Genomic DNA, 23,877 nt, shown 5'->3' with positions numbered 1-23,877 from the left:
AATGATGCATGCAACAAATGAAAGATTGAAAATGTCACTTTATGCAGCACTTATGGCAGGAATAACAGCCATTCTTGCTCAGTTAACGATTCCTTTACCGCTTGTCCCCATTACTGGACAGACTTTAGCAATCGGATTATGCGCAACGATTTTAGGAAGAAAGTACGGAACAATGGCTGTTGCCCTTTACATTGCAATGGGCGCTGTAGGACTTCCGGTTTTCTCAGAAGCGAAAGGCGGTTTTTCTGTCCTTGTCGGTCCTACTGGCGGTTATATTATCGGATTTATTATTACGGCTTATATCACAGGTCTTATTTTAGAAAAAACGAGCTTCACTCTTACTCCTGCAGTTATTGCAAACATAATTGGAATGATAATCACCCTTGTGTTTGGTGCTGTTCAATTGAAATTCGCAGCAGGTCTTACTTGGGATCAAGCATTATCTGGCGGTGTTTATCCATTTATTATCGTAGGAATTATTAAGGCAGTTCTAGCATCGGTGTTAGGGATTACGATTCGAAGACGACTATTAGCCGCAAAACTGCTTCCAAAACAGGAAACAAAGGCAGCATAAATAAACATAAAGACAGCTGATGAATTCATTACGCTGTCTTTTTAGTTAGCTTATCGTTCTAAGATGCTTGTCGAGGAACATCTTGTTGTTTAATAGAATGACGGTTTCTGCTGTAAACAATCGTCAGTATAAATGACAGAACCATCAATCCCATGATCGTTTGGAAGAGTACTGAAATATTGAAGACATCTGCAATCATTCCGCCAAAAAGCGGTCCGAGCATTCTGCCGCCTGTCGCTGTGGAGTTCACAATCCCTTGATAGAATCCAGCTCTGCCTTGTGGGGCAAGTTCTGATGCGATTGAAGGAACTCCCGGCCAGACAAGCATCTCTCCAACCGTAAGAACGATCATCGCAATCATGAATCCTGTAAAATCTTTTGCGTTTCCTACAATCACAAAAGATACAACAAATATGCAGTACCCTACCAAGATCTGTGTCGTCGTGGAATGCAGCCACCTTTTTAGAAAAAGGTTTACGAGCGGCTGGCCTAAAACGATGAATAATCCGTTTACCGTCCATAATAGACTGTACATTTTTAAAGTAACGCCAAGCGTTTGAGTATAAGCCGCAATGGTAGATTGCCATTGGACATACCCAATCCACGCTAACAAGTACCCTCCGCAAAGAATCAATAGTGCGAAAAACGCCTCTTTATTATGAATTCTTTTTCGCTGAGAAAAAACAGTTTGTACGGACGCATCTTCTTTTTCATCAATACCTTTAAAGCCTAGAAACACAATGAGAAGAAAGATGAAGGATAACGTCGAACAGCTGATGAACGATAGTGTAAAAGAATAAGAAGCAGCAAAACCACCAAGAGCTGCCCCAACTGCAACACCGACATTTTGTGCGATATAAATGCGGTTAAACGCCTTTCTTCCCCCTTCTCTCCACATGGTGCCTGCAAGTGCATACATAGAAGGAAATACAATCCCCATTCCAAATCCCATAAAGACAAGAAGAACGCTGTACGTCCAAAAGTCATGAAACCAGATTAATAAAAATGAAGTGGTAAAAGAAATGGAAACACCGAGCATGATCGTTCGATATCCGCCTAACTTGTCGAACAAAATTCCCCCAGTCAAATTACCAATAATGCCTGCACCAGAATTCAGAAGAAGCACAATTCCCGCAACTGTTAACGATTTTCCTAAGTGTTCATGTATAAAAATGGTATTGATCGGCCACAAGAAGCTTGAGCCAGTAACATTTAGTGCCATACCAATAATGAGCAGCCATACTTTCGCTGGCATATAAATTCCCCCGCTTACTGCAATGATGTCATAAATCCCTTCTGTATTTTAGTTCTTTTCCCTTTACTTTACAATGAGTAAGAACTGACAACTCATTTTGCCGCTCGTCGCATGAACATGCTACAATGTCATATGGTGCTCATCACCGTATGAAGGAGTGAAAAGGATGACACACCTTATAGAAAAACCTCCCTTTTTTGGGGATAAACGATATTACACATGGAATCAACATTTAAAGTCACACTTTGGTGATAAAATTATAAAAGTTCCATTAGACGGGGGATTTGATTGTCCAAATCGTGATGGAAACGCCGCTTTTGGCGGCTGTACGTTCTGCTCTCAAAGCGGATCAGGAGATTTTGCAGGAAACCGCCGTGACGATATAATCACCCAGTTTCACACTGTAAAAGATAGAATGCACACGAAATGGAAAAAAGGAAAATACATTGGCTATTTTCAAGCTTTCACCAACACATATGCTCCTGTGGAACAGTTAAAGGAGCTTTACGAAACTGTCCTTGAGCAAGAAGGTGTTGTTGGACTTTCCATTGCGACTAGGCCAGACTGTCTTCCGGATGATGTTATTGAATATCTTGCTGACTTAAATAAACGTACGTATCTTTGGGTTGAATTAGGACTGCAGACCGTACATGAAAAAACAGCCATGCTTATTAACAGGGCGCATGACTATCCGACATATGTAGAAGGCGTTAAGAAGCTTCGAAAACATAACATAAACGTTTGCTCTCATATCATTAACGGATTGCCGTTAGAGACTCCAGAAATGATGATGGAAACAGCCCGTGAAGTATCTAAACTGGATGTTCAAGGAATTAAGATTCATCTTCTTCATCTTCTAAAGAAAACCCCTATGGTCAAGCAGTACGAACAAGGCATGCTGGAATTTCTTGATTTCGAAACGTATGTAAACCTGGTCTGTGATCAGCTGGAGATTCTCCCTCCTGACATGATGATTCATCGATTAACAGGCGATGGCCCCTCTGATCTTTTAGTAGGTCCAATGTGGAGCTTGAACAAATGGAAAGTATTAAACGCGATTGAAAGTGAACTAAAACAACGAAACAGCTTTCAAGGTAAATTTTATAAAACATTTGAGGTGAACTCGTAATGAAATTAGAGGGTGTACTGCCGTTTGCAAGAACACTTCTTCGTTCGTTCTGCAAACCAGGGGACTTGGTTATAGATGCAACATGCGGAAACGGAAATGACACTTTATTTTTATCAAAGCTCGTTGGTGAGAACGGCCATGTATTTGCTTTTGATATTCAACAGCAAGCCATACAGAATTCAAAACAGCGGCTTATTGATCATAACGCCGATCAAAACGTTACCTTTTATCACGCTTCACATGATGAGTTGATAGATCAGCTTCCTAGTGATCTTTCTTCAAAAGTATCAGCTGCTATCTTTAACCTCGGCTACCTGCCGGGAAGTGACAAATCGATTACCACTACAGGATCATCTACCATCGGTGCTATTGAACAGCTTCTGCACTTATTAAAACCTGAAGGCGTAATCATACTCGTGATCTATCATGGACATGAAGAGGGCAAAAAAGAAAAAGAACTTGTCATGAATTATGTAAAACAGCTGGATCAAAAACAGACGCATGTTTTGCAGTACGAATTCATTAATCAAAAAAACGACCCCCCATTTGTAGTTGCAATCGAAAAAAGAGGCTGAATTCAACTAACCAAAGTTGAATTCAGCCTTTTTAGGATCTTCTCTAGTTAAAAATGGTGCAGTTTCTTGTACAGAAACTGGTCATCACATATACCTGACGGGGCATTTAGCTCATCCAATCCAAAAGTTTCGGCACATAATCCAGAAATTTCGCCTGTTTATCCACGAAATTTGGCTCTCAATCCAAAAGTTTTTGCCTCTTATCAACGAGTCTACATTCCTCGACAAATTACGCACTCGCTACTATCTTCATATACCCTCGCGTAAAACGAAGCACCTCTCCCAAGAGCAACAAAGTTTGCTCAATCAGAACTTATGTCATGAAAGGGAAGGCTTCAATTTCTGATACACTTTTCGGTTCACATAAAAGAAATAGCTTGTGGCTCCCCCCACTTTAACCAGCTTAGCCGCCATTTTTTTAATGCCGGGGCATTCGGAAACTTTTTTGTCGGCAAGGTAGATCCCTAACAATCCTCTTTGAATTAATCGGTGAAATTTTGAATTTGGCAGATTTGAACAGCTGATATCTGCCTTTTTTGCAAAATAAACCATGCGTTCTAGCATGTGCTGCTCATTTTTATAATACGTACAAAAATTCAAATCGCCCTCTAGCTTGTCCTCATTTTGGTCAATAAAGTAATCCAAAAGAATATGAAGTCCTTGAAGCCACGGGAAATATCCTTTTTTAATTTCTGCCGCAGACTCTTTTGTAAAGTTTCCTTGAAAAGCATAGCTGACCAAACAGAAAATACCTAGCGTAGAACCCGCACACGCTGAGAACTCGTACCATGTAATATCAGGCAGTACAGATTGATATTCACCAAACCAACTGATCAGACGAGGCTCTCTTTCCTGTACGACTACATGTTTATGTACTTGAAGGTCACAATAAATCTGGGCAAGTCCAATCAGTTCACTCGCAATATTCGGATAAGCCTTCATGTCTGATAGTACATTTTGGCAAGTCGCTACAAGCTCATTTAAATAACCGCCATCATCTTGCTCTTCTCTGTATCGATAATAGTTTGTAGGTATGGCTCCTGGACTAAGGGCATGAAACATACTTTCATGCAGCGCTCTAAAATCTTTCTCATTGAGTGAAGTACTTCGATCACAAAGATTATCCAAATAATCACTGATTGTTTGGTAAGCCACCACAAATTCAATGGCTTTTCGGCGATGCTTTCCTGCAAGAAGCGTAAGGATCGCTCCTCCTTCGCAATGAAACATTTTATCTGAGATACTGCTCACTGCTTGCTTTCTTAATTCTGGATTTGGAATGTGTTCAGCTTTTTCATGCCAATCCTTAAGCAGCTGACCAACAGCCGGAAAAATGTGAGTATAAACGGAATACATCAATCCCCAAGGGTGAACCGGAATTTTGTTCATAAGATGGCTCCTTTTACTTAATCTTTCTTTACCTTTTTCCTTTATTGACCTCACTATGCAACAATAAAAATCTTTTTACATAATCGAACACTTTATCTCTCTCAGGTTCGTTCAGCACTTCATGATAAAGAGACGGAAATTCTTTATACCATTTTTCTTCTAAATGAATGCCATTAAACCACTGTCTTACCGTTTCTTTGTCCACGATTAAATCATCACCAGCTTGCAATAGCAGCAATGGTACATTCGGAAAACGCTTGTGTTGATCAAAAGCATATTTTATGGAAGAAATTAATTCCCGATACCACCTGACAGAAACTTTTTTGACGATCAGTTTATCTTCTTTATCACGTATTCGCATTTCTTCGTTTCGTGTAGCACTTCCTTCGGGTAAATTGGTTGCTAGTCTTATCCCTGGAGCTAGTTTATTTAAAAGCAATGAGACTGCTTCTTTACCTCTGGAAGGATACTGAACCAGACCTAAACAAGGAGAGGATAAAATGACTGCTTCTATGGTAAGTCTTTTTTCCATCAGCGTCCGAATCACTGCTAATCCACCCATGCTGTGGCCTAAAATATAGACGGGGAGTCCCAGCTGCTCTGCTTCGATAAACCAGCTTTCTATTGTGTGGATATATTCGTTGAACGTATCGATGTGACCTCTTCTCCTAGTTGTTGTTCCTTGACCAGGAAGATCACCAGATACACAATGAAAACCGGCTTCATTCAATTGTTTAATTACCCAATCATATCTACCATGATGTTCATTTGCTCCATGAACGACAACAATCGTCCCTATTGCATCCTTATCCGTTTTCCAAGTCCACAAAGTAATCCACCCTCTTTTCTATTCATAAGTGTTCATGATTTGCTAAACTGTAAGTAATTAAAAACATTGTTTTGCTTCTCTTAAGAGTGAAGCATTTTTAAAGATAGGTTCTTTTCTATAAAATTGTTGCTTTCTCGTTTTTGTCATCTATGACAGTTGGTTGGAGTGCAAGGTGGGAGACTCCTGCCCCGCGGAAAGCGAGCACCTGGAAAGGAAATCAACTACTTCCGATTACAACAAAGCTTACGAAAACAGCCTAAAAATAAGACAGGAGTGAATATCATGATATATCCATACGGCGACAAACAACCTAAAATTTCAGAAACAGCTTTTATTGCAGATTATGTTACTATAACAGGCGATGTTCAAATCGGTGAATACTCTTCTATATGGTTCAATACATCAATCCGAGGAGATGTATCCCCGACCATCATCGGAAACTATGTAAATGTTCAAGATAACTCGGTCCTGCATCAAAGTCCAAACCGGACCCTTCACTTAAAAGATGGGGTAACCGTCGGACATAGTGTCATATTGCACAGCTGTACGGTTGAAGAAAATGCACTGATTGGTATGGGTTCCCTCGTTTTAGACGGCGCGCATATAGGAAAAGGAGCATTTATCGGTGCAGGCAGCCTTGTGCCGCCAGGAAAAAAGATCCCACCTAACACCCTTGCTTTCGGAAGACCAGCTAAAGTCATTAGAGAATTAACGGAAGAAGATATTGCGGATATGGATCGGATCCGCCGTGAATATTATGAGAAAGGTCAGTATTATAAGTCATTGCAGCCTAAACGTTAAATTCAATCAAGTTACCGTCAGGATCACTTACAAAGACTTGGTGCCAATCTGTTTTATTATTCGGCTTATTTACATAAGGAATATTATGTACATCTAAGATTTTTAACAGCTTGTCCATATCCGTAACTCTTACCGCAAAGTGACCATCCCTGCTGTCAATCTCAGTGGTACCTCTTCTAGCCTTTCCTTTCGGATGTACGATTAAGTGAAGCTGCGTGTTCCCGATATCATACCAGACGCCCGGAAAATCAAATGAAGGGCGTTTTTTGTTTTGTTTGAAACCTAGAATTCCTTCGTAAAAATAAAGAGATTCTTTTAAATTCGTTACTAGCAACGATACATGGTGTATGCCTGAATACATGTAATTTCCACCTCATCTACCTTCATGTTTTGTCCATAAGTTTAACACAGAATTAAACAATTTGAGATTAATTCGTACTGTCCCCTTTACCGCATGAATACCTATAATAAAAAGTTAACTTTATGAAAGGAAGGTATCACATGGACAGAAGCTCGAATCAAAAATCATATGTGCCATACCATAGCCCGTATGACCCGTGCCCTCCAATTGGGAAGAAGTATTACTCGACTCCGCCTAATTTATATATGGGGTTTCAGCCATACAACCTTCCCCAATATTCACCTAAGGAGGCTTTGCAAAAGGGTACACTTTGGCCAGCCTTTTATGATTATTACGAAAATCCATATGAAAGAAGGAGGTAGTTTCTGTGCAGCCAACTTTACCTCAAGAGTTCTATCAATGGATGGAGGAACTTCAAGCTGTTGATTTTGTTCTTGTTGAGCTTACTCTGTACTTAGATACACATCCACAAGATCAATCAGCGGTTCAGCAATTCAATCAATTTGCTAAACAGAGAAAACAAATTAAACGAGCGATTGAGTCAAAATACGGTCCGCTTCAACAATACGGAAACAGCTATTCTGGTATGCCCTGGAACTGGAGCGATGGACCATGGCCATGGCAGATATAGAAAAATAGGAGGTACGCTTGAATGTGGGTATATGAAAAGAAATTGCAATATCCTGTAAAAGTAACTTCATGTAATCCGACTCTTGCTAAATACTTAATCGAACAATATGGTGGTGCAGACGGAGAGCTCGCAGCTGCACTCCGCTATTTAAATCAGCGGTATACGATACCCGATAAAGTAATCGGACTGCTAACAGATATCGGTACTGAAGAGTTTGCACATCTCGAGATGATTGCCACGATGATCTATAAACTGACAAAAGATGCTACTCCTGAACAATTAAAAGCTGCTGGGATTGCAGATCATTACGTTAATCACGACAGTGCACTGTTTTATCATAATGCAGCAGGTGTACCTTTTACCGCAAGCTACATAGCTGCCAAAGGGGATCCCATAGCCGATTTATATGAAGACATTGCAGCAGAAGAAAAAGCACGCGCAACCTATCAATGGATTATAAATATGTCTGATGACCCTGACCTTAATGACTCACTTCGCTTCTTGAGAGAGAGGGAGATTATTCACTCACAGCGTTTCCGTGAGGCAGTTGAAATATTAAAAGAAGAGCGTGACAGAAAAATATTTTTTTAAACCATCCTCGATGCAGGATGGTTTTTTTTATAATAAATTCATACTGTCTTCATGTTCTCCTTACAATTGCCTTATATGATTAAGTTAACAAACAAAACGAGAGGCAAGGGGGATATCTTTATGACTAAAGTAATTGATTGGCTTTATGAAAAAGAGTGTACATTTTTCCGGCTCATTAATGGAAGACTGCACAGGGATTCAATGGACCATTTCTTTCACTTATGGACACATCTTGGTGGTGCAACAGCTACCATATCTACAAGTATCTTGCTTCTGTTATTTCTCCCTATGCATTTAAAATCTTGGGGAATCGTTTGTATGCTTTCATTAATGATTAGCCACATTCCTGTTGCCATCTCTAAAAAAATGTATCCTCGAAAGCGGCCATATTTAAGTCTTCCCGATACGAACATCGGCAACAACCCGCTAAAGGATCATTCATTTCCGTCTGGTCACACTACAGCTATCTTTTCAATCGTTACACCATTAATTTTACTAAATCCGTTTCTCGGTATTTTCTTATTAGTCGCTGCCCTTTTAGTAGCCATTTCTCGCATGTACTTGGGTCTGCACTATCCTTCTGATGTTCTTGCAGGAATGATTTTAGGAATCAGTTCCAGCTTCTTTTCTTTGTTTTTAGTAAATAGCTTTATCTTGCCTTACTTCCTATAAAAGGAGATGAGAAAATGAAGCTCGCTCTCTTTTCAGATACGTTCTACCCTCAAATTAATGGTGTTGCACGTACTTTAAAAAGACTTACTGATTACATGGAGAAGAATGATGTTGAATATAAAGTGATCATGCCCTCATTAGATGAGCTTCCTAAAATGGAATGTGATCAATATTATGCAATGAAAAGCCTGCCACTCTTTCTATACCCTGAGTGCAGGCTTGCCATTCCCCAACTGCGTGCGTTGAATAGTGAATTGAATAATTTTAAACCGGACCTCCTTCATATAGCTACTCCTTTTACTGTTGGTCTATTTGGAATGCGTTACGGCAGGAAAGAGAACATTCCCATGGTTGCCTCTTATCACACCCATTTTGACCGTTACCTTGCATACTACCATCTTGAATTTCTATCACCCTTACTTTGGCGGTACCTTCAATGGTTTCATAGACACTTTGAAAAAAACTTTGTTCCAAGTCAAGAAACACGACAAATTCTGCACAGCAAAAGTTTTAAAAACGTAGAAATATGGTCAAGAGGAGTTGACTGTGATATGTTCACACCTCATAAGCATGACACTTTCGTTCGAGAAAAATATAAGATCACAGAGAAGTATATCTTCTTGTATGTAGGAAGACTGGCTCCGGAAAAAGATTTAGAGATTCTGCATGAAATGATCAATAAACTGCCACCTGCATTAAGAGAAAATGTTCACTGGCTTATTGTTGGCGACGGTCCTAGCAGACACATTGTTGATCAATGGGAAAAAGAACACCTTAATGTAACATGTGCAGGCTATCTATCTGGTGAAGACCTTGCCGGTGTATATCGTGCGGCTGACCTTTTTATATTTCCTTCTTCAACAGAAACATTCGGCAATGTTGTTTTAGAAGCAGCTGCATCTGGTTTGCCTGCGATTGTATCTAATCGTGGTGGTGTAAAAGAAATCGTTCAAGATGGGCTTACAGGAAGGATTTGTGAAGCTGGAAACGCAGAATCTTTCATACAGAACACAGTATCCATGTTGGATGACCCTCTGCTCTTACAATCTATGAAATTAAAAGCACGGAATTATGCGCTGACTCAATCTTGGTCAGTCATTTTTGGAAACCTGTTCATGCAATATGAAGAAGTTGCTTACAGACAAAACAAAAGCAAAACCATTATTGCTTAAAAAGAACCTATAAAACGAAGGATTACTCATTTTGAGGGAGTAAATCCTTTTTTTTGTGCTCTTCACTTGACGGTAATAGAGTCTGTTTATCGTTTATTGAGTCTAATTTTACTTTATTGAGTCTAAATACTAAATAATGAGTCTAATTTTACTTTATTGAGTCTAAATACTAAATAATGAGTCTTTCTTCAAATTTCGACATTCTGCATGCATGAAAGCATAAAAAAACAGACTCCCTATAGAGGAAGTCTGTCTCATCATATCATTAAATATTAGCTTGTTTTTTAAGCTCTTCTGCTTTATCTGTTTTCTCCCAAGGAAGTTCAACATCTGTACGGCCAAAGTGACCATATGCAGCAGTTTGCTTGTAAATCGGACGACGAAGATCAAGCATCTTGATGATTCCAGCAGGACGTAGATCGAAGTTGTTGCGAACTAGTTCTACAAGAACTTCTTCAGATACTTTACCTGTTTCGAATGTGTTTACAGCGATTGATACCGGTTGAGCAACACCGATTGCATATGCAAGCTGAACTTCAACTTTGTCAGCAAGACCAGATGCAACGATGTTCTTCGCAACATAACGAGCAGCGTATGCAGCAGAACGGTCAACTTTTGTAGCATCCTTACCAGAGAATGCACCGCCACCGTGACGAGCATATCCACCGTAAGTATCAACAATGATCTTACGGCCAGTAAGACCAGCGTCACCTTGAGGTCCACCGATTACGAAACGGCCTGTTGGGTTGATAAAGTATTTTGTGTTCTCATCGATTAATTCAGCAGGAACAACTGGCTTGATTACTTTTTCTTTCACGTCTCTTTGAATTTCTTCAAGCGTGTTTTCCGGGTGATGCTGAGTAGAAATTACAATTGTATCAATACGAACGGGTTTATCGTTCTCATCATATTCAACTGTTACTTGAGTTTTTCCATCTGGACGCAAGTAAGGAATTTCTTCAGACTTACGAACTTCTGTAAGACGGCGAGATAATTTATGAGCTAGTGAGATTGGAAGAGGCATAAGCTCTTCTGTTTCGTTACAAGCAAATCCGAACATTAGACCTTGGTCACCTGCACCGATTGCTTCGATCTCAGCATCTGTCATTGAACCTTCTCTAGCTTCTAGAGCTTGGTCTACACCCATAGCGATATCAGCAGATTGCTCATCGATAGAAGTTAGTACTGCACACGTTTCAGAATCGAAACCATATTTCGCACGGTCATAACCGATTTCTTTAATTGTCTCACGAACTACTTTTGGGATATCTACATAAGTAGAAGTTGTGATCTCACCTGCAACAAGTACTAGACCTGTAGTTACAGATGTTTCACATGCTACACGAGCATTTGCATCATTGGCTAAAATTTCATCTAAAATCGCATCTGAGATTTGGTCACAGATCTTATCTGGATGTCCTTCTGTAACGGATTCAGATGTAAATAAACGACGACTAACTTTTTTGGACAAGTTAATATCCTCCCTTTAACTGCTTTCAGTATGATACGGTACTTTATTCTTATCTATTTTGTACAGTTTATGTTCTTTACTTGAAAAAGGCATAAAAAAAGCCCTTCCCTGTTTCACATACATTCACGAGGGAAAAGGTTTATAAATCCAAATGCCTTCAACCTCTTATTGTCCAAGGTTATTTTCACCTTGCAGGTTAGCACCTTTTCATTTCGAGTGGATCGTAATTCACCACTTTCATGTCGGTTGCTGGGTTTCATAGGGCCTGTCCCTCCACCTACTCAGAATAAGAGTAGCCGTTCTCGAAATATGATAGCGCAATGGTACACCTATGTCAATAGAAAACAACAGGAATATCAATAACTTTAGAGTGCTGAGATGTTATTGTTGAAAGCGTTTTTAATATGATGGATAATACTCGTTGGATTATGATCTTTTTTTGTGAAGTACGAACTTTTTTGATGCACTTTCATAAAATAGTATACATTATTTAATTTAATGTGTTATACTAATTTTCGAATATATCACTCTAGGATAAAGGATGGTACTGTCTGATATGAATACTTTGGAATTTACGACAACCCTAAATGATCTTGTGACCCGTGGAACAACTCACCAGAACTTACCTGTTCCGGTTTTAGTAGAAAAATCTCTTAAGCGCAAAGAGGGCATCCTGACATCCACAGGAGCACTTCAAGCTACTACGGGGAAATACACAGGCCGTTCCCCTGAGGATAAATTTATCGTTGAAGACGCTTCTGTTAAAGATTCAATTGATTGGGGAAAAGTAAATAAGCCATTTTCACCTGAAAACTTTGATAAATTATACAAAAAAGTACTTCAATACTTAGGCAGCAAAGAGGAATTATTCGTATTCAAAGGGTTTGCTGGTGCAGACCGTGAGTATCGTCTTCCTATTCAAGTTATTAACGAGTACGCTTGGCATAACTTGTTTGCTCATCAAATGTTCGTACGCCCGAACCAAGATGAGCTGGCTGCACACGAATCACAATTCACGGTAGTTTCAGCACCTGGATTCCAAGCAAATCCAGCTGAAGATGGAACAAATTCCGAAACATTTATCATCATATCCTTCGAGAAACGCATCGTACTCATCGGTGGTACAGAATATGCCGGTGAGATTAAGAAATCCGTTTTCTCAGTTATGAATTACATGCTTCCTGAAAAAGGGATTCTTTCTATGCATTGTTCAGCAAACGTTGGAAATGAAGGGGACGTTGCACTTTTCTTTGGTCTTTCTGGAACTGGAAAAACTACACTATCCGCAGATCCAAACCGCCGTTTGATCGGGGATGATGAACACGGCTGGGCTAACACAGGCGTCTTCAACATTGAGGGCGGATGTTACGCAAAAACAATCGATCTATCTAAAGAAAAGGAGCCGCAAATTTGGAATGCGATCCGTTTTGGAAGCGTACTAGAAAATGTCATGATCGATCCAGATTCCAGAGTAGCTGATTACAAGGACTCTACATTAACAGAAAATACACGAGCAGCTTATCCAGTAGATGCGATTCCAAATATTATTCAACCAAGTGTTGCAGGCCATCCGAACACGATCATCTTCTTAACGGCTGATGCATTCGGAGTATTGCCTCCAATCAGCAAACTAACTAAGGAACAAGCGATGTACCATTTCTTGTCTGGCTACACAAGTAAGCTTGCTGGAACTGAAAGAGGTGTAACATCACCACAAGCAACGTTCTCTACTTGCTTCGGTGCACCTTTCCTTCCATTACCAGCAACAGTTTACGCTGAAATGCTTGGAAAGAAAATTGATCAGCACAATGTGCAAGTGTACCTCGTTAACACTGGGTGGTCTGGTGGAGAGTACGGTGTTGGAAGTCGTATGAACTTAGGACACACACGTGCAATGGTGCAGGCAGCATTAGAAGGTGAGCTAGCTTCTGTTGAAACCGTTGTAGATCCTATCTTCGGCCTTCATATCCCAACACATTGTCCTGGTGTACCTGATCAAGTTCTTCAACCGAAGAAAACTTGGGCAGACCAAGATCAATATGATGTGAAAGCAAAAGAACTTGCTGCTAAATTTAAAGCGAACTTCGAAAAGTTCAATTCCGTGTCATCTGAGATTTCACAAGCTGGACCATTGGTATAATTACAAAAAACAGCCTCCCCGTGTAATGGGGGGCTGTTTTTTTGTATTTATTGGAAACTTTTTATTGTAAAATGACATCGGTGTCGATTATAATAGTGACATGGATGTCAATTATATTTTAGGGGCTGATGAATTGGAACAATCTTCAGAAAAACTGCTTCAAAACAAACCGTATCGTTTTTTAATTTCTGCACAGTTCATTTCGAACCTTGGCGACTGGCTCTCTATCCTGGCCATTTTTACTCTTGTAGGGCTAAAATGGAATGCAACACCACTTGAAATTTCTTTGATTGTTTTGTCCCTCGCTATTCCTATGACATTATTAGGACCGATCTCTGGAGTTTTTGCTGATCGTTTAGAAAGAAAATACGTCATGATCGCATCTGATATCGCAAGAGGATTTGTCATAATGGGCTTGATTTTTGCAGATCAATTATGGCACATCTATACGTTATTATTCTTACTTGGGGTATGTTCTTCTATATTTAATCCCGCAAAAAACGGAAAACTTAAGGAAATCGTACCAAATCGGCATATGCAGCAAGCGGCATCTATAAGCTCATTGATTGAAAATGGCACAAAAATCATCGGTCCTGCATTAAGCGGATTTCTTCTTCTGCTCTGGGATATCAAAATCATCTTTGTCATTGACTCGTTATCATTCTTTCTATCTGCTCTTCTATTATTTAAAGTCCCAGTCAATCATTCCAAACTCCTCACTTCATCGACAGAAAATAAAGCTTCACAAAGTTTTACAGAAGAATTGAAAGATGGTTTTTTGTTTATAAGATCTGTTCCTTTCATTTTTTACGGAACAATATTAATGGCCGTGATGATGTTTGTGCTGCAGATGGCAGACTCACAGTTTGTGGTTTTATTTAGAGAACTTAAAGAAGTTTCCTCAAGCCTGATTGGAACAGTTATGGCAGCTTCAGGTGCTGGGTTTATTATTTCGGGTCTTTTACTAAGCAAGATCGAGGTAAAAAAAGTAGTGAACAGTATGATAGGCGGTTGTTTCATATTAGGAGCAGGTTTCGGAAGCATCGCTTTACTTACGTATATCCAACTACCATTCCCCTTTGTATGGGCGTCTATCTTGGCCTGCATCGGCTCATTGGGAGCAGGATTCGTATTTATTCCATTTCAGTCAACCGTTATGAAGGAAACTCCTTCTGAAATGAGCGGACGAACACTTGGCACAATCGGCAGCATCATGATGTTTTCAAGTTTGACAGGACCTCTCGCAGGTGGAATTCTAGGAAACTATTTAGGCGTCGTGCCTCTGTTCCTGGCAGCAGCTAGTGGATTATGCCTCATAAGTGTGATAGCCTTTTTCTTAAGAAAACCATTCGGAAAGGAAAAAACAAAATATGTCACCGAAAGTAACAAAGAGTCACAAAGAGCAGCGGAGGCTCAGCATTCTTAATGCGGCTAAAGAGATATTTGCTAAAAAAGGATACGAAGCTTTTGTTATGCAAGATGTAATCGATGCTGTTGATTTGAGCAGAGGTGGCGTGTATTCTTATTTTTCCAATAAGGAAGATTTGTTTGAATCCGTCTTGCAGTCCATGAATGAATCGTTTAGTAGCGGGATTAAACAACTAGCTGATACCGATTCGATCTGGCAATCTCTTTTAAACGAATTTGAGAGCTATAAGGAGATTGAGGACAAACAAGATTCGATTACTGCTGTGCAAATTGAATTCTTTCTGATCAATCGAAGAGTACCAGAAAAAGCTGCTTATTTTAAAAATCGTTACAAATATGCGATTGATCAATTTGTTTGGCTGTTTCAGCAAGGGGTAGAAAAAGGAGAGTTCCAGCCAAAGTATCCGCTAGAAGCAATCGCAAGATATTATATAACGTTTAACGACGGCATTCATATTTCAACCGTATTTGTTTCAAAACAAGATATTGATTACAACCAGCAAATTGACCTCTTCTTATCCCAGATTTCTTACATGCTAGGCGTTAAACAAAAATAAACAGGAGCTGATTCTCATTCAGCTCCTGTTCCATGTTCCTTCATCCATTCGCATAAGGCGTATGTAATTTTCCGGTTTTCTTTCGGCGGGAAGTAGTGCGTGTATTCGGGGTAGATCCAGGTTTCACATGGCTTCCCCAGCTCTTTTAACCTTTTTTCAATTTTACGTGTATGCTCCACACTTACGTTTTCATCTTTCATCCCATGAATACAAAGCAATGGTGCCTCTAGTTCCCCTATATAATAGAGCGGTGATCTCCATTCAAATTCTTCCGGATATTTTTCTGGTGTTCCTCCAATAACCCGCTTCATCATTCTTCGTAAATCTTCTCTCTCTTCATACGTGATAGCCATATCCGTCACACCGCCCCACGTTACTACAGAGCGAATCTCAGGAAACTTTATAGCCGTAAAAAGAGCCATCGGTCCTCCTCTAGAAAAACCAAACACATGAATGTTATTTTCATCAACTTTCGGAAACTGTTTTAATACTTCAAATGCAGCAAAAGCATCTGTACGGTCTTCTCCAGCAAAATCCTCATTCCCCTCTCCGCCTTGGTTCCCTCGATAATAAGGTGCCATTACAATAAAACCTTGAGAAGCAAACTGAATGATACGTGCAATCCTTACCATCCCTACCGATTTAATTCCGCCTCGAAGGTATAGAAACCCCGGAAAAGGCCCTTTCCCTTCTGGCAATGCTGCCAGCCCTTTAATTTTTAATCCATCATTTAAATAAGTGACAACATACAGCCGAATTGTAGGATGTGGGGAAGGAAATCGCTGCCACTCTATAATTTTTGCTTTTTTCATTCCAACACTCCTTGAAGTTTTAGTAGGCAAACACACATTTACAGCAATCACATACATTATTACATAAAAGTCATGACTTCATCCCTATTTGCAGGAGGATCAAATATGAAACTGATTAAAAGAAAATTAAGCATACTGTTCACATGTTTACTAGCCTTCTCCATGCTCTTAACAGGGTGCAACAACTCAAGCCCTAAACAAGAAAAAGTACGAATTGCAGAAGTAACCCGCTCTATCTTTTATGCCCCTCAATATGTTGCAATTGAAAAGGGATTTTTTAAAGATGAAGGTTTGGATGTAGAGCTAACAACCACTTGGGGCGGCGACAAAACGATGACTGCGTTATTGTCAGATGGTGCAGATGTTGCACTTGTTGGTTCTGAAACAACGATCTACGTACATGCTCAAGATTCTACAGATCCCGTTATCAATTTTGCACAGCTAACGCAAACAGACGGTACGTTTTTAGTGGCCCGTAAAAAACCAGAATTCTTTTCATGGGATCAGTTAAAAGGCAGTACGTTCTTAGGACAGCGTAAAGGTGGTATGCCGCAAATGGCTGGGGAATTTGGCCTTAAGAAGCATGGCATTGATCCCAAAAATGACTTAACGATGATTCAGAATATTGATTTTGCTAATATCGCTAACGCTTTCGCATCAGGCACAGGTGATTATGTTCAGCTATTCGAGCCTCAAGCAAGTCTTTTTGAACAAGAAGGAATCGGACACATCGTGGCATCGTTCGGAGCCGAATCAGGTAAGATTCCTTATACAACCTTTATGGCAAAAGAAAGTTACATGAAAGAAAACAAAGAAACTTTAGAGAAGTTTACAAAAGGTTTATATAAAGCACAACTCTGGGTTGAAAACCATTCTGCTGAAGAAATCGCTAAAGTGATCGCACCTTATTTTGAAGATACCCCTGTTGAACTAATCGAAACAGTTGTTGACCGCTATAAGAGTCAGCACAGCTTTGCGCTCAATCCTATTTTAGATGAAGAAGAATGGATTAATCTTCAGACGATTATGGATGAAGCTGGAGAGCTACCGAAAAAAGTGGATTATAAAGTTCTCGTAGACACTTCATTAGCAAAAGAAGCCATTAAATAAGTTCAGGAGGGATCGTCGTGGCTTTTTTACAACTAAAATCAGTCGGTCAAACCTACTTTTCTAAGACCTCTGCCACAACGGCCTTGGAAGATATAACGCTTTCTGTCAGTGAGGGTGAGTTCATTTCCATACTTGGACCAAGCGGGTGCGGTAAATCCACACTTCTATCCATTATTGCAGGCTTGTTGCTTCCGACTGTGGGTTCTGTCATGGTAAACAACCAGCAGATTACTCAACCACATCCAAAAATAGGCTATATGCTGCAACAAGATTACTTGTTTCCGTGGAAAACCATCGAGGATAATATTACGCTTGGTTTAAAACTGAGGAATCAATATTCTTTCGAACACATTCAAGCAGCATTCACATTATTAAAAGAAATTGGCTTAGACCATACAAGAAGCAAATATCCTTCGGAGCTTTCTGGTGGGATGAGGCAGAGGGTGGCGCTCGTTCGAACATTAGCCACCCAGCCTAAGCTGCTTTTACTTGATGAACCTTTTTCCGCACTTGACTATCAAACGAAGCTAAAGCTCGAAGATCTTGTATCTTCCACTCTAAAAGAACACGGTAAAACGGCTATTCTTGTAACGCATGACATAGGCGAAGCGATTGCAATGAGCGACACAGTTATCTTGTTATCAAGCAATCCAGGACGAATCTTCCGGACATTTAAAATCCCAGACACATTAAGAACTCTCCTGCCCTTTGAAGCACGACAGCATCCAGACTTTTCTGCAACCTTTCAGCAAATATGGGAGGAGTTGGAGCACATTGAACAAAACGATAAAGAATGAAAAACACAGAGAATATCTCCAATCTTTAAAAAAAGAGAAAAGAAACATCCGATTTGTTCAGCTGCTCATGTTCATTAGCTTTTTTCTAATATGGGAAATCTTTTCATTTAAAGGATGGATTAATCCTTTATTGTTCAGTTCACCTACAAAAATATGGGCTCTATTTCTTGAAAAAGCAAGCGATGGTTCGTTATATATTCACGTTTTTTTCACCCTTGGTGAAACCGTATTAGGATTTATTCTAGGAACTTTGTTAGGCACATTGCTTGCAGCTTTACTTTGGTGGTCACCATTTTTATCAAAGGTACTGGATCCTTATCTCGTGGTGTTGAACGCTATGCCGAAAGTTGCATTAGGACCAATATTAATCGTTGCGATCGGTCCGAACTTCGGGTCAATTATCGCAATGGGAATTCTCATTTCGATTATTATCACAACACTCGTTGTATACACGGCATTTCAAAATGTTGATGCTAATTACATTAAAGTAATTCGATCTTTTGGAGGAAATAAAAAACAGTGCTTTAAGGAGGTTATCCTTCCAGCCTGTTTTCCGAATATCATATCATCTTTAAAAGTAAATGTTGGGTTATCATGGGTAGGGGTAATTGTTGGTGAGTTTCTCGTTTCAAAACAAGGATTAGGGTATATGATTATCTATGGATTCCAAGTCTTTAATTTTACCCTTGTCCTAATGAGTCTTCTCATAATTGCTGTAATGGCAACAGTTATGTATCAAGGAGTAGAATTGTTAGAACGAAGACTTATTAAGCATCGCTCATAATTAAGAAATCAGGCCAGGGAATGTTTGAGTGCATATTTCATGCTCTCACTCAAAACCTGGTCTTTCATCATAAAACTAAACGATTTATTCGTAGATACATCTTCAGGCAGCTCGCTCATTAACACAGGCCCGTTCGTTTCGAAATACCGGTTTTTTAGTAGGATTTTATCTACTGTTGCAACATATATATTCTTAATAATCTTTCCGCCTTTTCCATCCACGTAATATTGACCAATATATTTAAGCTCTGAAACTCTTCCACCGGTTTCTTCAAACACTTCACGAACCGCGGCTTCATCTGCGGTCTCGCCCGGTTCTACTTTTCCACCTGGAAACTCAATACCACGCCTTGGATGCTCTGTTAACAACCATTGATCTTTAAACTTACACAAACACCACACGTGTTTAGGTGTTTCCGAAAAGGGGTGGTCTGAAAACGACAATTGTACAGTGTTGTTATAAAAATCTTTAAACGTAATAATATCCATCACACTACTCCATCTCGACTGTTTCCTTTATTGTAAAGTTCACAACATTTAAAGTCCATTTGTTTTAATCGTGAAAAAACATGGGAAGGGAAACCCCATGTTTATTCAACAGATGCAAATGTAATAATCCAATTTCCATCCAAATATTCATAACCTAACGTTATCTCATATGTACCATAGAGATCAGAGGTATTCTTCTGATAGACCCGATAAGAAGTATCAGAAAGCTGTTTTATGTTAACAGGTTCATTTTCCTCCAGCCATGGCGGAAGCTCTGTCGGAATAATGTACAATGAACTTTCTCTCTCTTCAAATAATCCGTCTGTATAATAAGCAGCTATATCTTTTGACACAAAATTTATAAGGTATGTCATATATTCCTCTTTTGTGGAATAATTTATAACTCTATAGTTTTCATCTGTTTCTTGTTTTAGAGCTTCAATAAAGAGACTTGCTCTTTTCTTCGCAAGATCCTCCGTAAAGGCTGGAATCTGTTGATCATTACTACTTTCGTTGTTTTCCTCAGCCTTAACAGGTTGGTTAATTATTTCATCCGGAGCACCGGATTTCTCTTGTACGTTCTCTGAAATGTTAGGGACAATTACGAATGATAGCAAAACAGCAAAACAAAGTGCTATAAAAGCTTTCATGATAATTCACCGCCTGACATTGTTTTCTTACTATAATCTATTCACTGTATTCTTATTTTTAAACCTTTTTTATAAAAAGCGGTTTTCGTAAGCTTTGTTGCTCTTGAAAGCGGTTGATTTCCGCTCCAATCAACTTGCAAATGAAGTGAATAAAAAAGATTCAAAAGATACAATCCTTTAGTAAAAAGCTTTTTGAAAGCCTAAAAGCACACATGAATTTTATAAATCTAACAGGTTCTTTTTGATTTTTTGCTTTTCTTGCCGATTTCATACAATCCAGTTGCTGCCAAGCCTGCTATTCCTCCAGACCACAGCCTAAGTTCTGCATTCATATTAGTAAAAGGGGAAGCTAGTAAACCGATAAATAACCCTATAAAAAAACTGCAAATCGGTATATATTTTTTCTGAATCGGGAAAGTACGTTTTAAGAGCTCCATCATCGCTGTCACCAAAGGAGCTAAAAGTGATGAAAACATGAGTACTTGCTCCAACAGGACCACCCCTCCCTATGTTCTAGCACAACCTTCCTTTTATGTATCTAAAAGATTCAAGCTTCATAACTTATTTCCTGCCTGACTAAAAAATTACTTTTTGTCCTAAACAGAATGGAACAGCATGCATAAAAATAAGGTGTCATGTTTTTTTTCGATTATTTTATTGAAATGAGTCCATACTAATTGGTAACGAAAGGCAAGACAGGAGTGAGTTTTATGGTAAAAGGCGACGATCTTTTTTTAATACGCTTAGAAGCAAACGAAATCTCTTGGTGGGAGTATGCGAGGAATGTCTCACCAGTATCTAGACCTAAACAATACTTAACATACTGGTCATTTTTAAAAAACAGAGGGAAGCTTCCTAGAAGAGTCGTTAAAGAAGCGGAATGGCGCATGGAAGCCAGAAGAAAAGGATTACTAGATACTTAAAATAAAAAAGCAAAAGACCTTTTAGAAGGGCCTTTTGCTTATTTTTATTGTTTTTTAGGCGGACTGATTGATAAAACTTTATCCGTTACCTCTGATCGTGTTTTATCGATTAAGAGTTGTTAATTATGTAATTTTTTTAACAGACCGTTCAATTTCCGTACTTTTGTTTCGTATCCTGGCTTTAACTCATATTCCAAGTCTTTCAATTCTGAGTCTACAACCTCATAAGCATATCCCTGACTAAGCAATGTCTCCACTAATAGTTCTTTATCCTCGTCCGTAAGGTTCATTTTTATTTTTGCATTCATTGATAAGCCCCCTCTCCTATATGCAATCATTATAACGTGAGGCTATCATGCGTATCCTTACTAAAAATTTGGAAATTTTAATTTCACCTGGCTAACTTGTTATGACAACCCAAGCGATTGCCCCTATTATGATAAGTATATTTGTAAAAATATCTAGGATCCGAGAATCTTTTTTTAGCATATTTCCAGTAAAAAATAATAATAGGCAAATACAAAAAATGATAGCTAAATAAAAACCAATGGCAGACCATGAAATGTATAGCAAGTGATTATCCATTGATATCCCCCTAATATCAGATTTCATAAACCGAAGGATAAATCTCGTAAGGTAGCTGGCTGGCATATTTCTAGAATGAAGCCCCTATAGCTTTGCGTCCTCACTTTTCAGCGAGTTTGCCTTTATCAAACGATTCATGGCAGATCATCTCGTATTTTGTCGTAAAGACAAGACATTTTTCCCACTCATAGGGATATTATACCAGAAACGCACTTTCAAAGTGTTTATTTTTTTACTATTTAAAAAAATCAGCTAATATGGTTTTCTTGATCAATAAATTGAGCATTTTTCCATTCCAACTCTAGTTCACTTAGTGTGAACTCGGTTAAGTGTCTGTGATCCTCATATCCATACATTCCTTTATGAATCAGATGCTGAATTAATCGCTGTTTACGACCTTCAACGGCTCTGCGAAGCTGACCTTTATTATGATTCATGTAAATCTTCTCCTTTTTGTTAGCTGTTAATCATTTTAACCACTTAAAAGAAGATTCAAGCCTTATATACAAATAAAAAAGTCCCTTTAAAGAAAAGGAACTTCTAACGAGAACTGCGTTTAATGCAAGACAGATTTACTCCACTGTTCATAAACAGAATTAGGCGCATTCCAGCACAACCAGGAAACCATCGTTTTAATGCCTTGTTGACTAACTTCCCAATATTCCCAGCGTCGTTTGGAGAGATTCTCATAGATCCCTGTTTGATTTACCCAATCATCCACATTAAACGCCTCCTATTTATTTGCTTTATAAAAACTTCTTGTTACATGCCTTATTTCCTTTTTTTAACGTTTGTAAAACTTCGACAAAAGGAAACATAATACTACAATCCTATTGTTATTGTACTTACATAAAGCAAAAGTCATACATATTAGGAGATTAAAATGGACTTATTTTGTTTACCTACACTTGATCTTGCAAAAAAACTTTTAGGTATGGAGCTTATTTATGAGAGTAAAGATGGTTTGGTTTCAGGATATATTGTTGAAACTGAAGCATATTTAGGCCCAGAAGATCGGGCAGCTCACTCATATGGAAATCGAAGAACACCGAGAACAGAAGTCATGTTTCATGAGGCAGGGACGATTTATACCTATTTTATTTACGGGATGCACGTTTGCTTTAACATTGTATCAGGACCATTTAATAAGCCTGAAGCAGTATTAATAAGAGCGCTTCAGCCAGTGAAGGGGATGGAAAAAATGAGGGAAAGAAGATCAAAGATAAAGAATGATTTTCAGCTGACAAACGGACCTGGCAAGCTTTCCAAAAGTATGAATTTTACTCTATCTGATAACGGAAAGAAAATAAATGAAAGCAATATAAGAATTGAAGAAGGATTTGAAGTAGAAGAACGACAAATCGCAGCAGGTCCACGAATTGGTATTCAATATGCAGAAGAAGCGGTCCATTATCCTTATCGATTTTGGATAAAAAACAACCCTTACGTATCACGTTAATACGCAGGGTTGTTTTCTTTTTCTATCGACAATTCAGCACCTTCATCCTGTATGTAATCCTCGTTTACTGCTCTGTTCGTTTCTTGCATCCAAGCTAGGTGATAGTATGTCTGTTTCTTAACTGATACATATTTAGTTTGCATAATGAACAGCCAAACAAGTACAAACAAAGTTGTTTTTAACACATTTTCAGCAGTGAACGCTACAGCCTCAATGGGCAGTACGTTAACAGCAATACTTGAGATTAAACCAATAAATACGGCCGCCAATATAAACAAAGGCTGGTTTATACGTAAAAATTTCAAACGCTGCTGCAGATAGGTTTGAACAAAAAGACGTTCCTGTGTATTGAATTGAAGGTATCGGCTTTTGGCTGACTTTGCGTTAGCTAACAAACCTTTAGATCGGCTACTCTGCCAAAGCGTTTTTAAGAATAAAGTAAATTCAATATCTTGAGATGATTCAATAACCATTTTTCGATGGATAAAATTATGAGCCTGATAAAAGGTGATTCCATTAATAATAAGGCTTAAAAGCGCAGCTCCTGCGACGATAGTGAACGCAAATACAAACCAAAAGTTATTCGTCCCACTTTCAATTAATTCGATAAGAGGATTGATAACAGTCTGAATCTGTACCCATATGATCTTACCAGTAAGCATTAATATCTCGACCCATTTTTCCAAGAAAATCA

The 23,877-nt window shown here is 38.9% G+C and carries 30 protein-coding genes and 2 riboswitches; of the genes, 17 read left to right on the top strand and 13 right to left on the bottom strand.

Going from position 1 to position 23,877, the window contains the following annotated elements; all coding sequences use genetic code 11:
* Positions 1–4: 4 nt before the first annotated feature.
* Positions 5–574 (top strand): biotin transporter BioY, encoded by a 570-nt coding sequence (locus P8610_RS00295; protein ID WP_394602687.1) that lies wholly within the window; start codon positions 5–7, stop codon positions 572–574.
* Between the two features lie 58 nt (positions 575–632).
* Here P8610_RS00295 and P8610_RS00290 read toward each other — a convergent pair whose 3' ends face one another.
* Positions 633–1,829 carry an MDR family MFS transporter gene (locus tag P8610_RS00290; protein WP_394602686.1) on the bottom strand — a complete coding sequence of 399 codons (1,197 nt, stop codon included), beginning with the start codon at positions 1,827–1,829 and terminating at the stop codon, positions 633–635.
* A gap of 166 nt (positions 1,830–1,995) precedes the next feature.
* Between P8610_RS00290 and P8610_RS00285 the strand changes: the two genes are divergently transcribed.
* Positions 1,996–2,958, top strand: a complete 963-nt coding sequence (locus tag P8610_RS00285; protein ID WP_394602685.1) for a TIGR01212 family radical SAM protein — start codon at positions 1,996–1,998, stop codon at positions 2,956–2,958.
* The gene (locus P8610_RS00280) at positions 2,958–3,533 is read left to right on the top strand and encodes a class I SAM-dependent methyltransferase (protein ID WP_394602684.1); all 576 of its coding nucleotides are present in this window, start codon (positions 2,958–2,960) and stop codon (positions 3,531–3,533) included. The genes P8610_RS00285 and P8610_RS00280 overlap by 1 nt, the downstream gene beginning before the upstream one ends.
* Before the next feature lie 318 nt (positions 3,534–3,851).
* On the opposite strand, the gene P8610_RS00275 is transcribed toward P8610_RS00280, so the two are convergent.
* Positions 3,852–4,922: a tetraprenyl-beta-curcumene synthase family protein gene (locus P8610_RS00275; protein WP_394602683.1), complete on the bottom strand. Its 1,071-nt coding sequence runs from the start codon at positions 4,920–4,922 to the stop codon at positions 3,852–3,854.
* Positions 4,923–4,950: 28 nt separating this feature from the next.
* Complete coding sequence (locus P8610_RS00270; protein ID WP_394602682.1) at positions 4,951–5,751, bottom strand: alpha/beta hydrolase; 801 nt, start codon at positions 5,749–5,751, stop codon at positions 4,951–4,953.
* 282 nt (positions 5,752–6,033) lie between these two features.
* Here P8610_RS00270 and P8610_RS00265 point away from each other — a divergent pair, with 282 nt between their 5' ends.
* Complete coding sequence (locus P8610_RS00265) at positions 6,034–6,552, top strand: gamma carbonic anhydrase family protein (RefSeq protein WP_394602681.1); 519 nt, start codon at positions 6,034–6,036, stop codon at positions 6,550–6,552.
* Here the strand turns inward: P8610_RS00265 and P8610_RS00260 are convergent.
* Complete coding sequence (locus P8610_RS00260) at positions 6,542–6,913, bottom strand: VOC family protein (RefSeq protein WP_066243976.1); 372 nt, start codon at positions 6,911–6,913, stop codon at positions 6,542–6,544. The two genes, P8610_RS00265 and P8610_RS00260, sit on opposite strands and share 11 nt — an antisense overlap.
* Positions 6,914–7,053: 140 nt before the next feature.
* On the opposite strand from P8610_RS00260, the gene P8610_RS00255 reads away from it, so the two are divergent.
* The 5 genes from P8610_RS00255 (at position 7,054) to P8610_RS00235 (ending at position 9,979) form a co-directional block, all read left to right on the top strand.
* A complete protein-coding gene (locus P8610_RS00255) occupies positions 7,054–7,275 on the top strand; it encodes a spore coat associated protein CotJA (protein WP_289494758.1) in 222 nt (73 codons plus the stop codon).
* A 41-nt stretch (positions 7,276–7,316) separates the two neighbouring features.
* Entirely contained in the window at positions 7,317–7,544 is a 228-nt protein-coding gene (locus tag P8610_RS00250) for a spore coat protein CotJB (RefSeq protein ID WP_289497585.1), read from the top strand.
* A 21-nt stretch (positions 7,545–7,565) separates the two neighbouring features.
* Positions 7,566–8,135 (top strand): spore coat protein CotJC, encoded by a 570-nt coding sequence (gene cotJC / locus P8610_RS00245; RefSeq protein ID WP_066243979.1) that lies wholly within the window; start codon positions 7,566–7,568, stop codon positions 8,133–8,135.
* 120 nt (positions 8,136–8,255) lie between these two features.
* A complete protein-coding gene (locus tag P8610_RS00240) occupies positions 8,256–8,807 on the top strand; it encodes a phosphatase PAP2 family protein (RefSeq protein ID WP_289494757.1) in 552 nt (183 codons plus the stop codon).
* A gap of 14 nt (positions 8,808–8,821) precedes the next feature.
* Complete coding sequence (locus tag P8610_RS00235) at positions 8,822–9,979, top strand: glycosyltransferase family 4 protein (protein WP_394602680.1); 1,158 nt, start codon at positions 8,822–8,824, stop codon at positions 9,977–9,979.
* A gap of 265 nt (positions 9,980–10,244) precedes the next feature.
* On the opposite strand, the gene metK is transcribed toward P8610_RS00235, so the two are convergent.
* Positions 10,245–11,450, bottom strand: coding sequence for a methionine adenosyltransferase (gene metK / locus P8610_RS00230; RefSeq protein ID WP_289494755.1), 1,206 nt, complete (start codon positions 11,448–11,450; stop codon positions 10,245–10,247).
* A 162-nt stretch (positions 11,451–11,612) separates the two neighbouring features.
* A riboswitch (SAM riboswitch) is annotated at positions 11,613–11,743 on the bottom strand.
* A gap of 263 nt (positions 11,744–12,006) precedes the next feature.
* Between metK and pckA the strand changes: the two genes are divergently transcribed.
* The 3 genes from pckA (at position 12,007) to P8610_RS00215 (ending at position 15,575) form a co-directional block, all read left to right on the top strand.
* Positions 12,007–13,590: a phosphoenolpyruvate carboxykinase (ATP) gene (pckA, locus tag P8610_RS00225; protein WP_394602679.1), complete on the top strand. Its 1,584-nt coding sequence runs from the start codon at positions 12,007–12,009 to the stop codon at positions 13,588–13,590.
* Positions 13,591–13,723: 133 nt separating this feature from the next.
* On the top strand, positions 13,724–15,016 hold the full coding sequence (locus tag P8610_RS00220) for an MFS transporter (protein WP_394602678.1): 1,293 nt from the start codon (positions 13,724–13,726) through the stop codon (positions 15,014–15,016).
* Positions 14,961–15,575, top strand: coding sequence for a TetR family transcriptional regulator (locus tag P8610_RS00215; RefSeq protein ID WP_394602677.1), 615 nt, complete (start codon positions 14,961–14,963; stop codon positions 15,573–15,575). The genes P8610_RS00220 and P8610_RS00215 overlap by 56 nt, the downstream gene beginning before the upstream one ends.
* A gap of 14 nt (positions 15,576–15,589) precedes the next feature.
* Here P8610_RS00215 and P8610_RS00210 read toward each other — a convergent pair whose 3' ends face one another.
* Positions 15,590–16,387, bottom strand: coding sequence for an alpha/beta hydrolase family protein (locus tag P8610_RS00210; protein ID WP_394602676.1), 798 nt, complete (start codon positions 16,385–16,387; stop codon positions 15,590–15,592).
* A gap of 162 nt (positions 16,388–16,549) precedes the next feature.
* On the opposite strand from P8610_RS00210, the gene P8610_RS00205 reads away from it, so the two are divergent.
* The 3 genes from P8610_RS00205 to P8610_RS00195 are packed head-to-tail and all read left to right on the top strand — an operon-like array spanning position 16,550 to position 19,078.
* Positions 16,550–17,497, top strand: a complete 948-nt coding sequence (locus P8610_RS00205) for an ABC transporter substrate-binding protein (protein ID WP_394603084.1) — start codon at positions 16,550–16,552, stop codon at positions 17,495–17,497.
* Between the two features lie 17 nt (positions 17,498–17,514).
* Complete coding sequence (locus P8610_RS00200; protein WP_289494750.1) at positions 17,515–18,294, top strand: ABC transporter ATP-binding protein; 780 nt, start codon at positions 17,515–17,517, stop codon at positions 18,292–18,294.
* Positions 18,272–19,078 carry an ABC transporter permease gene (locus tag P8610_RS00195; protein ID WP_394602675.1) on the top strand — a complete coding sequence of 269 codons (807 nt, stop codon included), beginning with the start codon at positions 18,272–18,274 and terminating at the stop codon, positions 19,076–19,078. The genes P8610_RS00200 and P8610_RS00195 overlap by 23 nt, the downstream gene beginning before the upstream one ends.
* 8 nt (positions 19,079–19,086) lie before the next feature.
* Here P8610_RS00195 and ytkD read toward each other — a convergent pair whose 3' ends face one another.
* From ytkD to P8610_RS00180, 3 genes are all read right to left on the bottom strand, one after another.
* Positions 19,087–19,566: an RNA deprotection pyrophosphohydrolase gene (gene ytkD, locus P8610_RS00190; protein WP_289494748.1), complete on the bottom strand. Its 480-nt coding sequence runs from the start codon at positions 19,564–19,566 to the stop codon at positions 19,087–19,089.
* 101 nt (positions 19,567–19,667) lie between these two features.
* A complete protein-coding gene (locus tag P8610_RS00185) occupies positions 19,668–20,216 on the bottom strand; it encodes a hypothetical protein (protein ID WP_394602674.1) in 549 nt (182 codons plus the stop codon).
* Positions 20,217–20,443: 227 nt separating this feature from the next.
* Positions 20,444–20,707 carry a holin gene (locus tag P8610_RS00180; RefSeq protein WP_394602673.1) on the bottom strand — a complete coding sequence of 88 codons (264 nt, stop codon included), beginning with the start codon at positions 20,705–20,707 and terminating at the stop codon, positions 20,444–20,446.
* Between the two features lie 219 nt (positions 20,708–20,926).
* Between P8610_RS00180 and P8610_RS00175 the strand changes: the two genes are divergently transcribed.
* The gene (locus P8610_RS00175) at positions 20,927–21,139 is read left to right on the top strand and encodes a hypothetical protein (protein ID WP_289494745.1); all 213 of its coding nucleotides are present in this window, start codon (positions 20,927–20,929) and stop codon (positions 21,137–21,139) included.
* A 119-nt stretch (positions 21,140–21,258) separates the two neighbouring features.
* On the opposite strand, the gene abbA is transcribed toward P8610_RS00175, so the two are convergent.
* The 3 genes from abbA to P8610_RS00160 form a co-directional block, all read right to left on the bottom strand.
* Positions 21,259–21,447, bottom strand: a complete 189-nt coding sequence (abbA, locus tag P8610_RS00170; protein WP_394602672.1) for an antirepressor AbbA — start codon at positions 21,445–21,447, stop codon at positions 21,259–21,261.
* Between the two features lie 324 nt (positions 21,448–21,771).
* A riboswitch (cyclic di-GMP riboswitch) is annotated at positions 21,772–21,855 on the bottom strand.
* Between the two features lie 117 nt (positions 21,856–21,972).
* A complete protein-coding gene (locus P8610_RS00165) occupies positions 21,973–22,161 on the bottom strand; it encodes a Fur-regulated basic protein FbpA (RefSeq protein ID WP_394602671.1) in 189 nt (62 codons plus the stop codon).
* A gap of 119 nt (positions 22,162–22,280) precedes the next feature.
* The gene (locus P8610_RS00160; RefSeq protein ID WP_156488434.1) at positions 22,281–22,445 is read right to left on the bottom strand and encodes a hypothetical protein; all 165 of its coding nucleotides are present in this window, start codon (positions 22,443–22,445) and stop codon (positions 22,281–22,283) included.
* Positions 22,446–22,607: 162 nt separating this feature from the next.
* On the opposite strand from P8610_RS00160, the gene P8610_RS00155 reads away from it, so the two are divergent.
* Positions 22,608–23,183 carry a DNA-3-methyladenine glycosylase gene (locus tag P8610_RS00155; protein WP_394602670.1) on the top strand — a complete coding sequence of 192 codons (576 nt, stop codon included), beginning with the start codon at positions 22,608–22,610 and terminating at the stop codon, positions 23,181–23,183.
* Here the strand turns inward: P8610_RS00155 and P8610_RS00150 are convergent.
* The gene (locus P8610_RS00150) at positions 23,180–23,869 is read right to left on the bottom strand and encodes a hypothetical protein (RefSeq protein WP_394602669.1); all 690 of its coding nucleotides are present in this window, start codon (positions 23,867–23,869) and stop codon (positions 23,180–23,182) included. The two genes, P8610_RS00155 and P8610_RS00150, sit on opposite strands and share 4 nt — an antisense overlap.
* Positions 23,870–23,877 lie beyond the last annotated feature (8 nt).

It is taken from the genome of Fictibacillus sp. UD, from assembly GCF_043558025.1.
Lineage (GTDB): Bacteria > Bacillota > Bacilli > Bacillales > Fictibacillaceae > Fictibacillus.
The sequence above is the reverse complement of the archived record's forward strand: the minus strand, read 5'-3'. Positions and strand labels throughout refer to the sequence as shown.

What these genes read in the sequence shown, in the direction of transcription:
- P8610_RS00295 (WP_394602687.1), top strand. Translation starts at nt 5, where the DNA reads ATGCATGCAACAAATGAAAGATTGAAAATGTCACTTTATGCAGCACTT.
- P8610_RS00290 (WP_394602686.1), bottom strand. Translation starts at nt 1,829, where the DNA reads ATGCCAGCGAAAGTATGGCTGCTCATTATTGGTATGGCACTAAATGTT.
- P8610_RS00285 (WP_394602685.1), top strand. Translation starts at nt 1,996, where the DNA reads ATGACACACCTTATAGAAAAACCTCCCTTTTTTGGGGATAAACGATAT.
- P8610_RS00280 (WP_394602684.1), top strand. Translation starts at nt 2,958, where the DNA reads ATGAAATTAGAGGGTGTACTGCCGTTTGCAAGAACACTTCTTCGTTCG.
- P8610_RS00275 (WP_394602683.1), bottom strand. Translation starts at nt 4,922, where the DNA reads ATGAACAAAATTCCGGTTCACCCTTGGGGATTGATGTATTCCGTTTAT.
- P8610_RS00265 (WP_394602681.1), top strand. Translation starts at nt 6,034, where the DNA reads ATGATATATCCATACGGCGACAAACAACCTAAAATTTCAGAAACAGCT.
- P8610_RS00260 (WP_066243976.1), bottom strand. Translation starts at nt 6,913, where the DNA reads ATGTATTCAGGCATACACCATGTATCGTTGCTAGTAACGAATTTAAAA.
- P8610_RS00255 (WP_289494758.1), top strand. Translation starts at nt 7,054, where the DNA reads ATGGACAGAAGCTCGAATCAAAAATCATATGTGCCATACCATAGCCCG.
- P8610_RS00250 (WP_289497585.1), top strand. Translation starts at nt 7,317, where the DNA reads ATGGAGGAACTTCAAGCTGTTGATTTTGTTCTTGTTGAGCTTACTCTG.
- cotJC (WP_066243979.1), top strand. Translation starts at nt 7,566, where the DNA reads ATGTGGGTATATGAAAAGAAATTGCAATATCCTGTAAAAGTAACTTCA.
- P8610_RS00240 (WP_289494757.1), top strand. Translation starts at nt 8,256, where the DNA reads ATGACTAAAGTAATTGATTGGCTTTATGAAAAAGAGTGTACATTTTTC.
- P8610_RS00235 (WP_394602680.1), top strand. Translation starts at nt 8,822, where the DNA reads ATGAAGCTCGCTCTCTTTTCAGATACGTTCTACCCTCAAATTAATGGT.
- pckA (WP_394602679.1), top strand. Translation starts at nt 12,007, where the DNA reads ATGAATACTTTGGAATTTACGACAACCCTAAATGATCTTGTGACCCGT.
- P8610_RS00215 (WP_394602677.1), top strand. Translation starts at nt 14,961, where the DNA reads ATGTCACCGAAAGTAACAAAGAGTCACAAAGAGCAGCGGAGGCTCAGC.
- P8610_RS00210 (WP_394602676.1), bottom strand. Translation starts at nt 16,387, where the DNA reads ATGAAAAAAGCAAAAATTATAGAGTGGCAGCGATTTCCTTCCCCACAT.
- P8610_RS00205 (WP_394603084.1), top strand. Translation starts at nt 16,550, where the DNA reads ATGCTCTTAACAGGGTGCAACAACTCAAGCCCTAAACAAGAAAAAGTA.
- ytkD (WP_289494748.1), bottom strand. Translation starts at nt 19,566, where the DNA reads ATGGATATTATTACGTTTAAAGATTTTTATAACAACACTGTACAATTG.
- P8610_RS00185 (WP_394602674.1), bottom strand. Translation starts at nt 20,216, where the DNA reads ATGAAAGCTTTTATAGCACTTTGTTTTGCTGTTTTGCTATCATTCGTA.
- P8610_RS00175 (WP_289494745.1), top strand. Translation starts at nt 20,927, where the DNA reads ATGGTAAAAGGCGACGATCTTTTTTTAATACGCTTAGAAGCAAACGAA.
- abbA (WP_394602672.1), bottom strand. Translation starts at nt 21,447, where the DNA reads ATGAATGCAAAAATAAAAATGAACCTTACGGACGAGGATAAAGAACTA.
- P8610_RS00165 (WP_394602671.1), bottom strand. Translation starts at nt 22,161, where the DNA reads ATGAATCATAATAAAGGTCAGCTTCGCAGAGCCGTTGAAGGTCGTAAA.
- P8610_RS00155 (WP_394602670.1), top strand. Translation starts at nt 22,608, where the DNA reads ATGGACTTATTTTGTTTACCTACACTTGATCTTGCAAAAAAACTTTTA.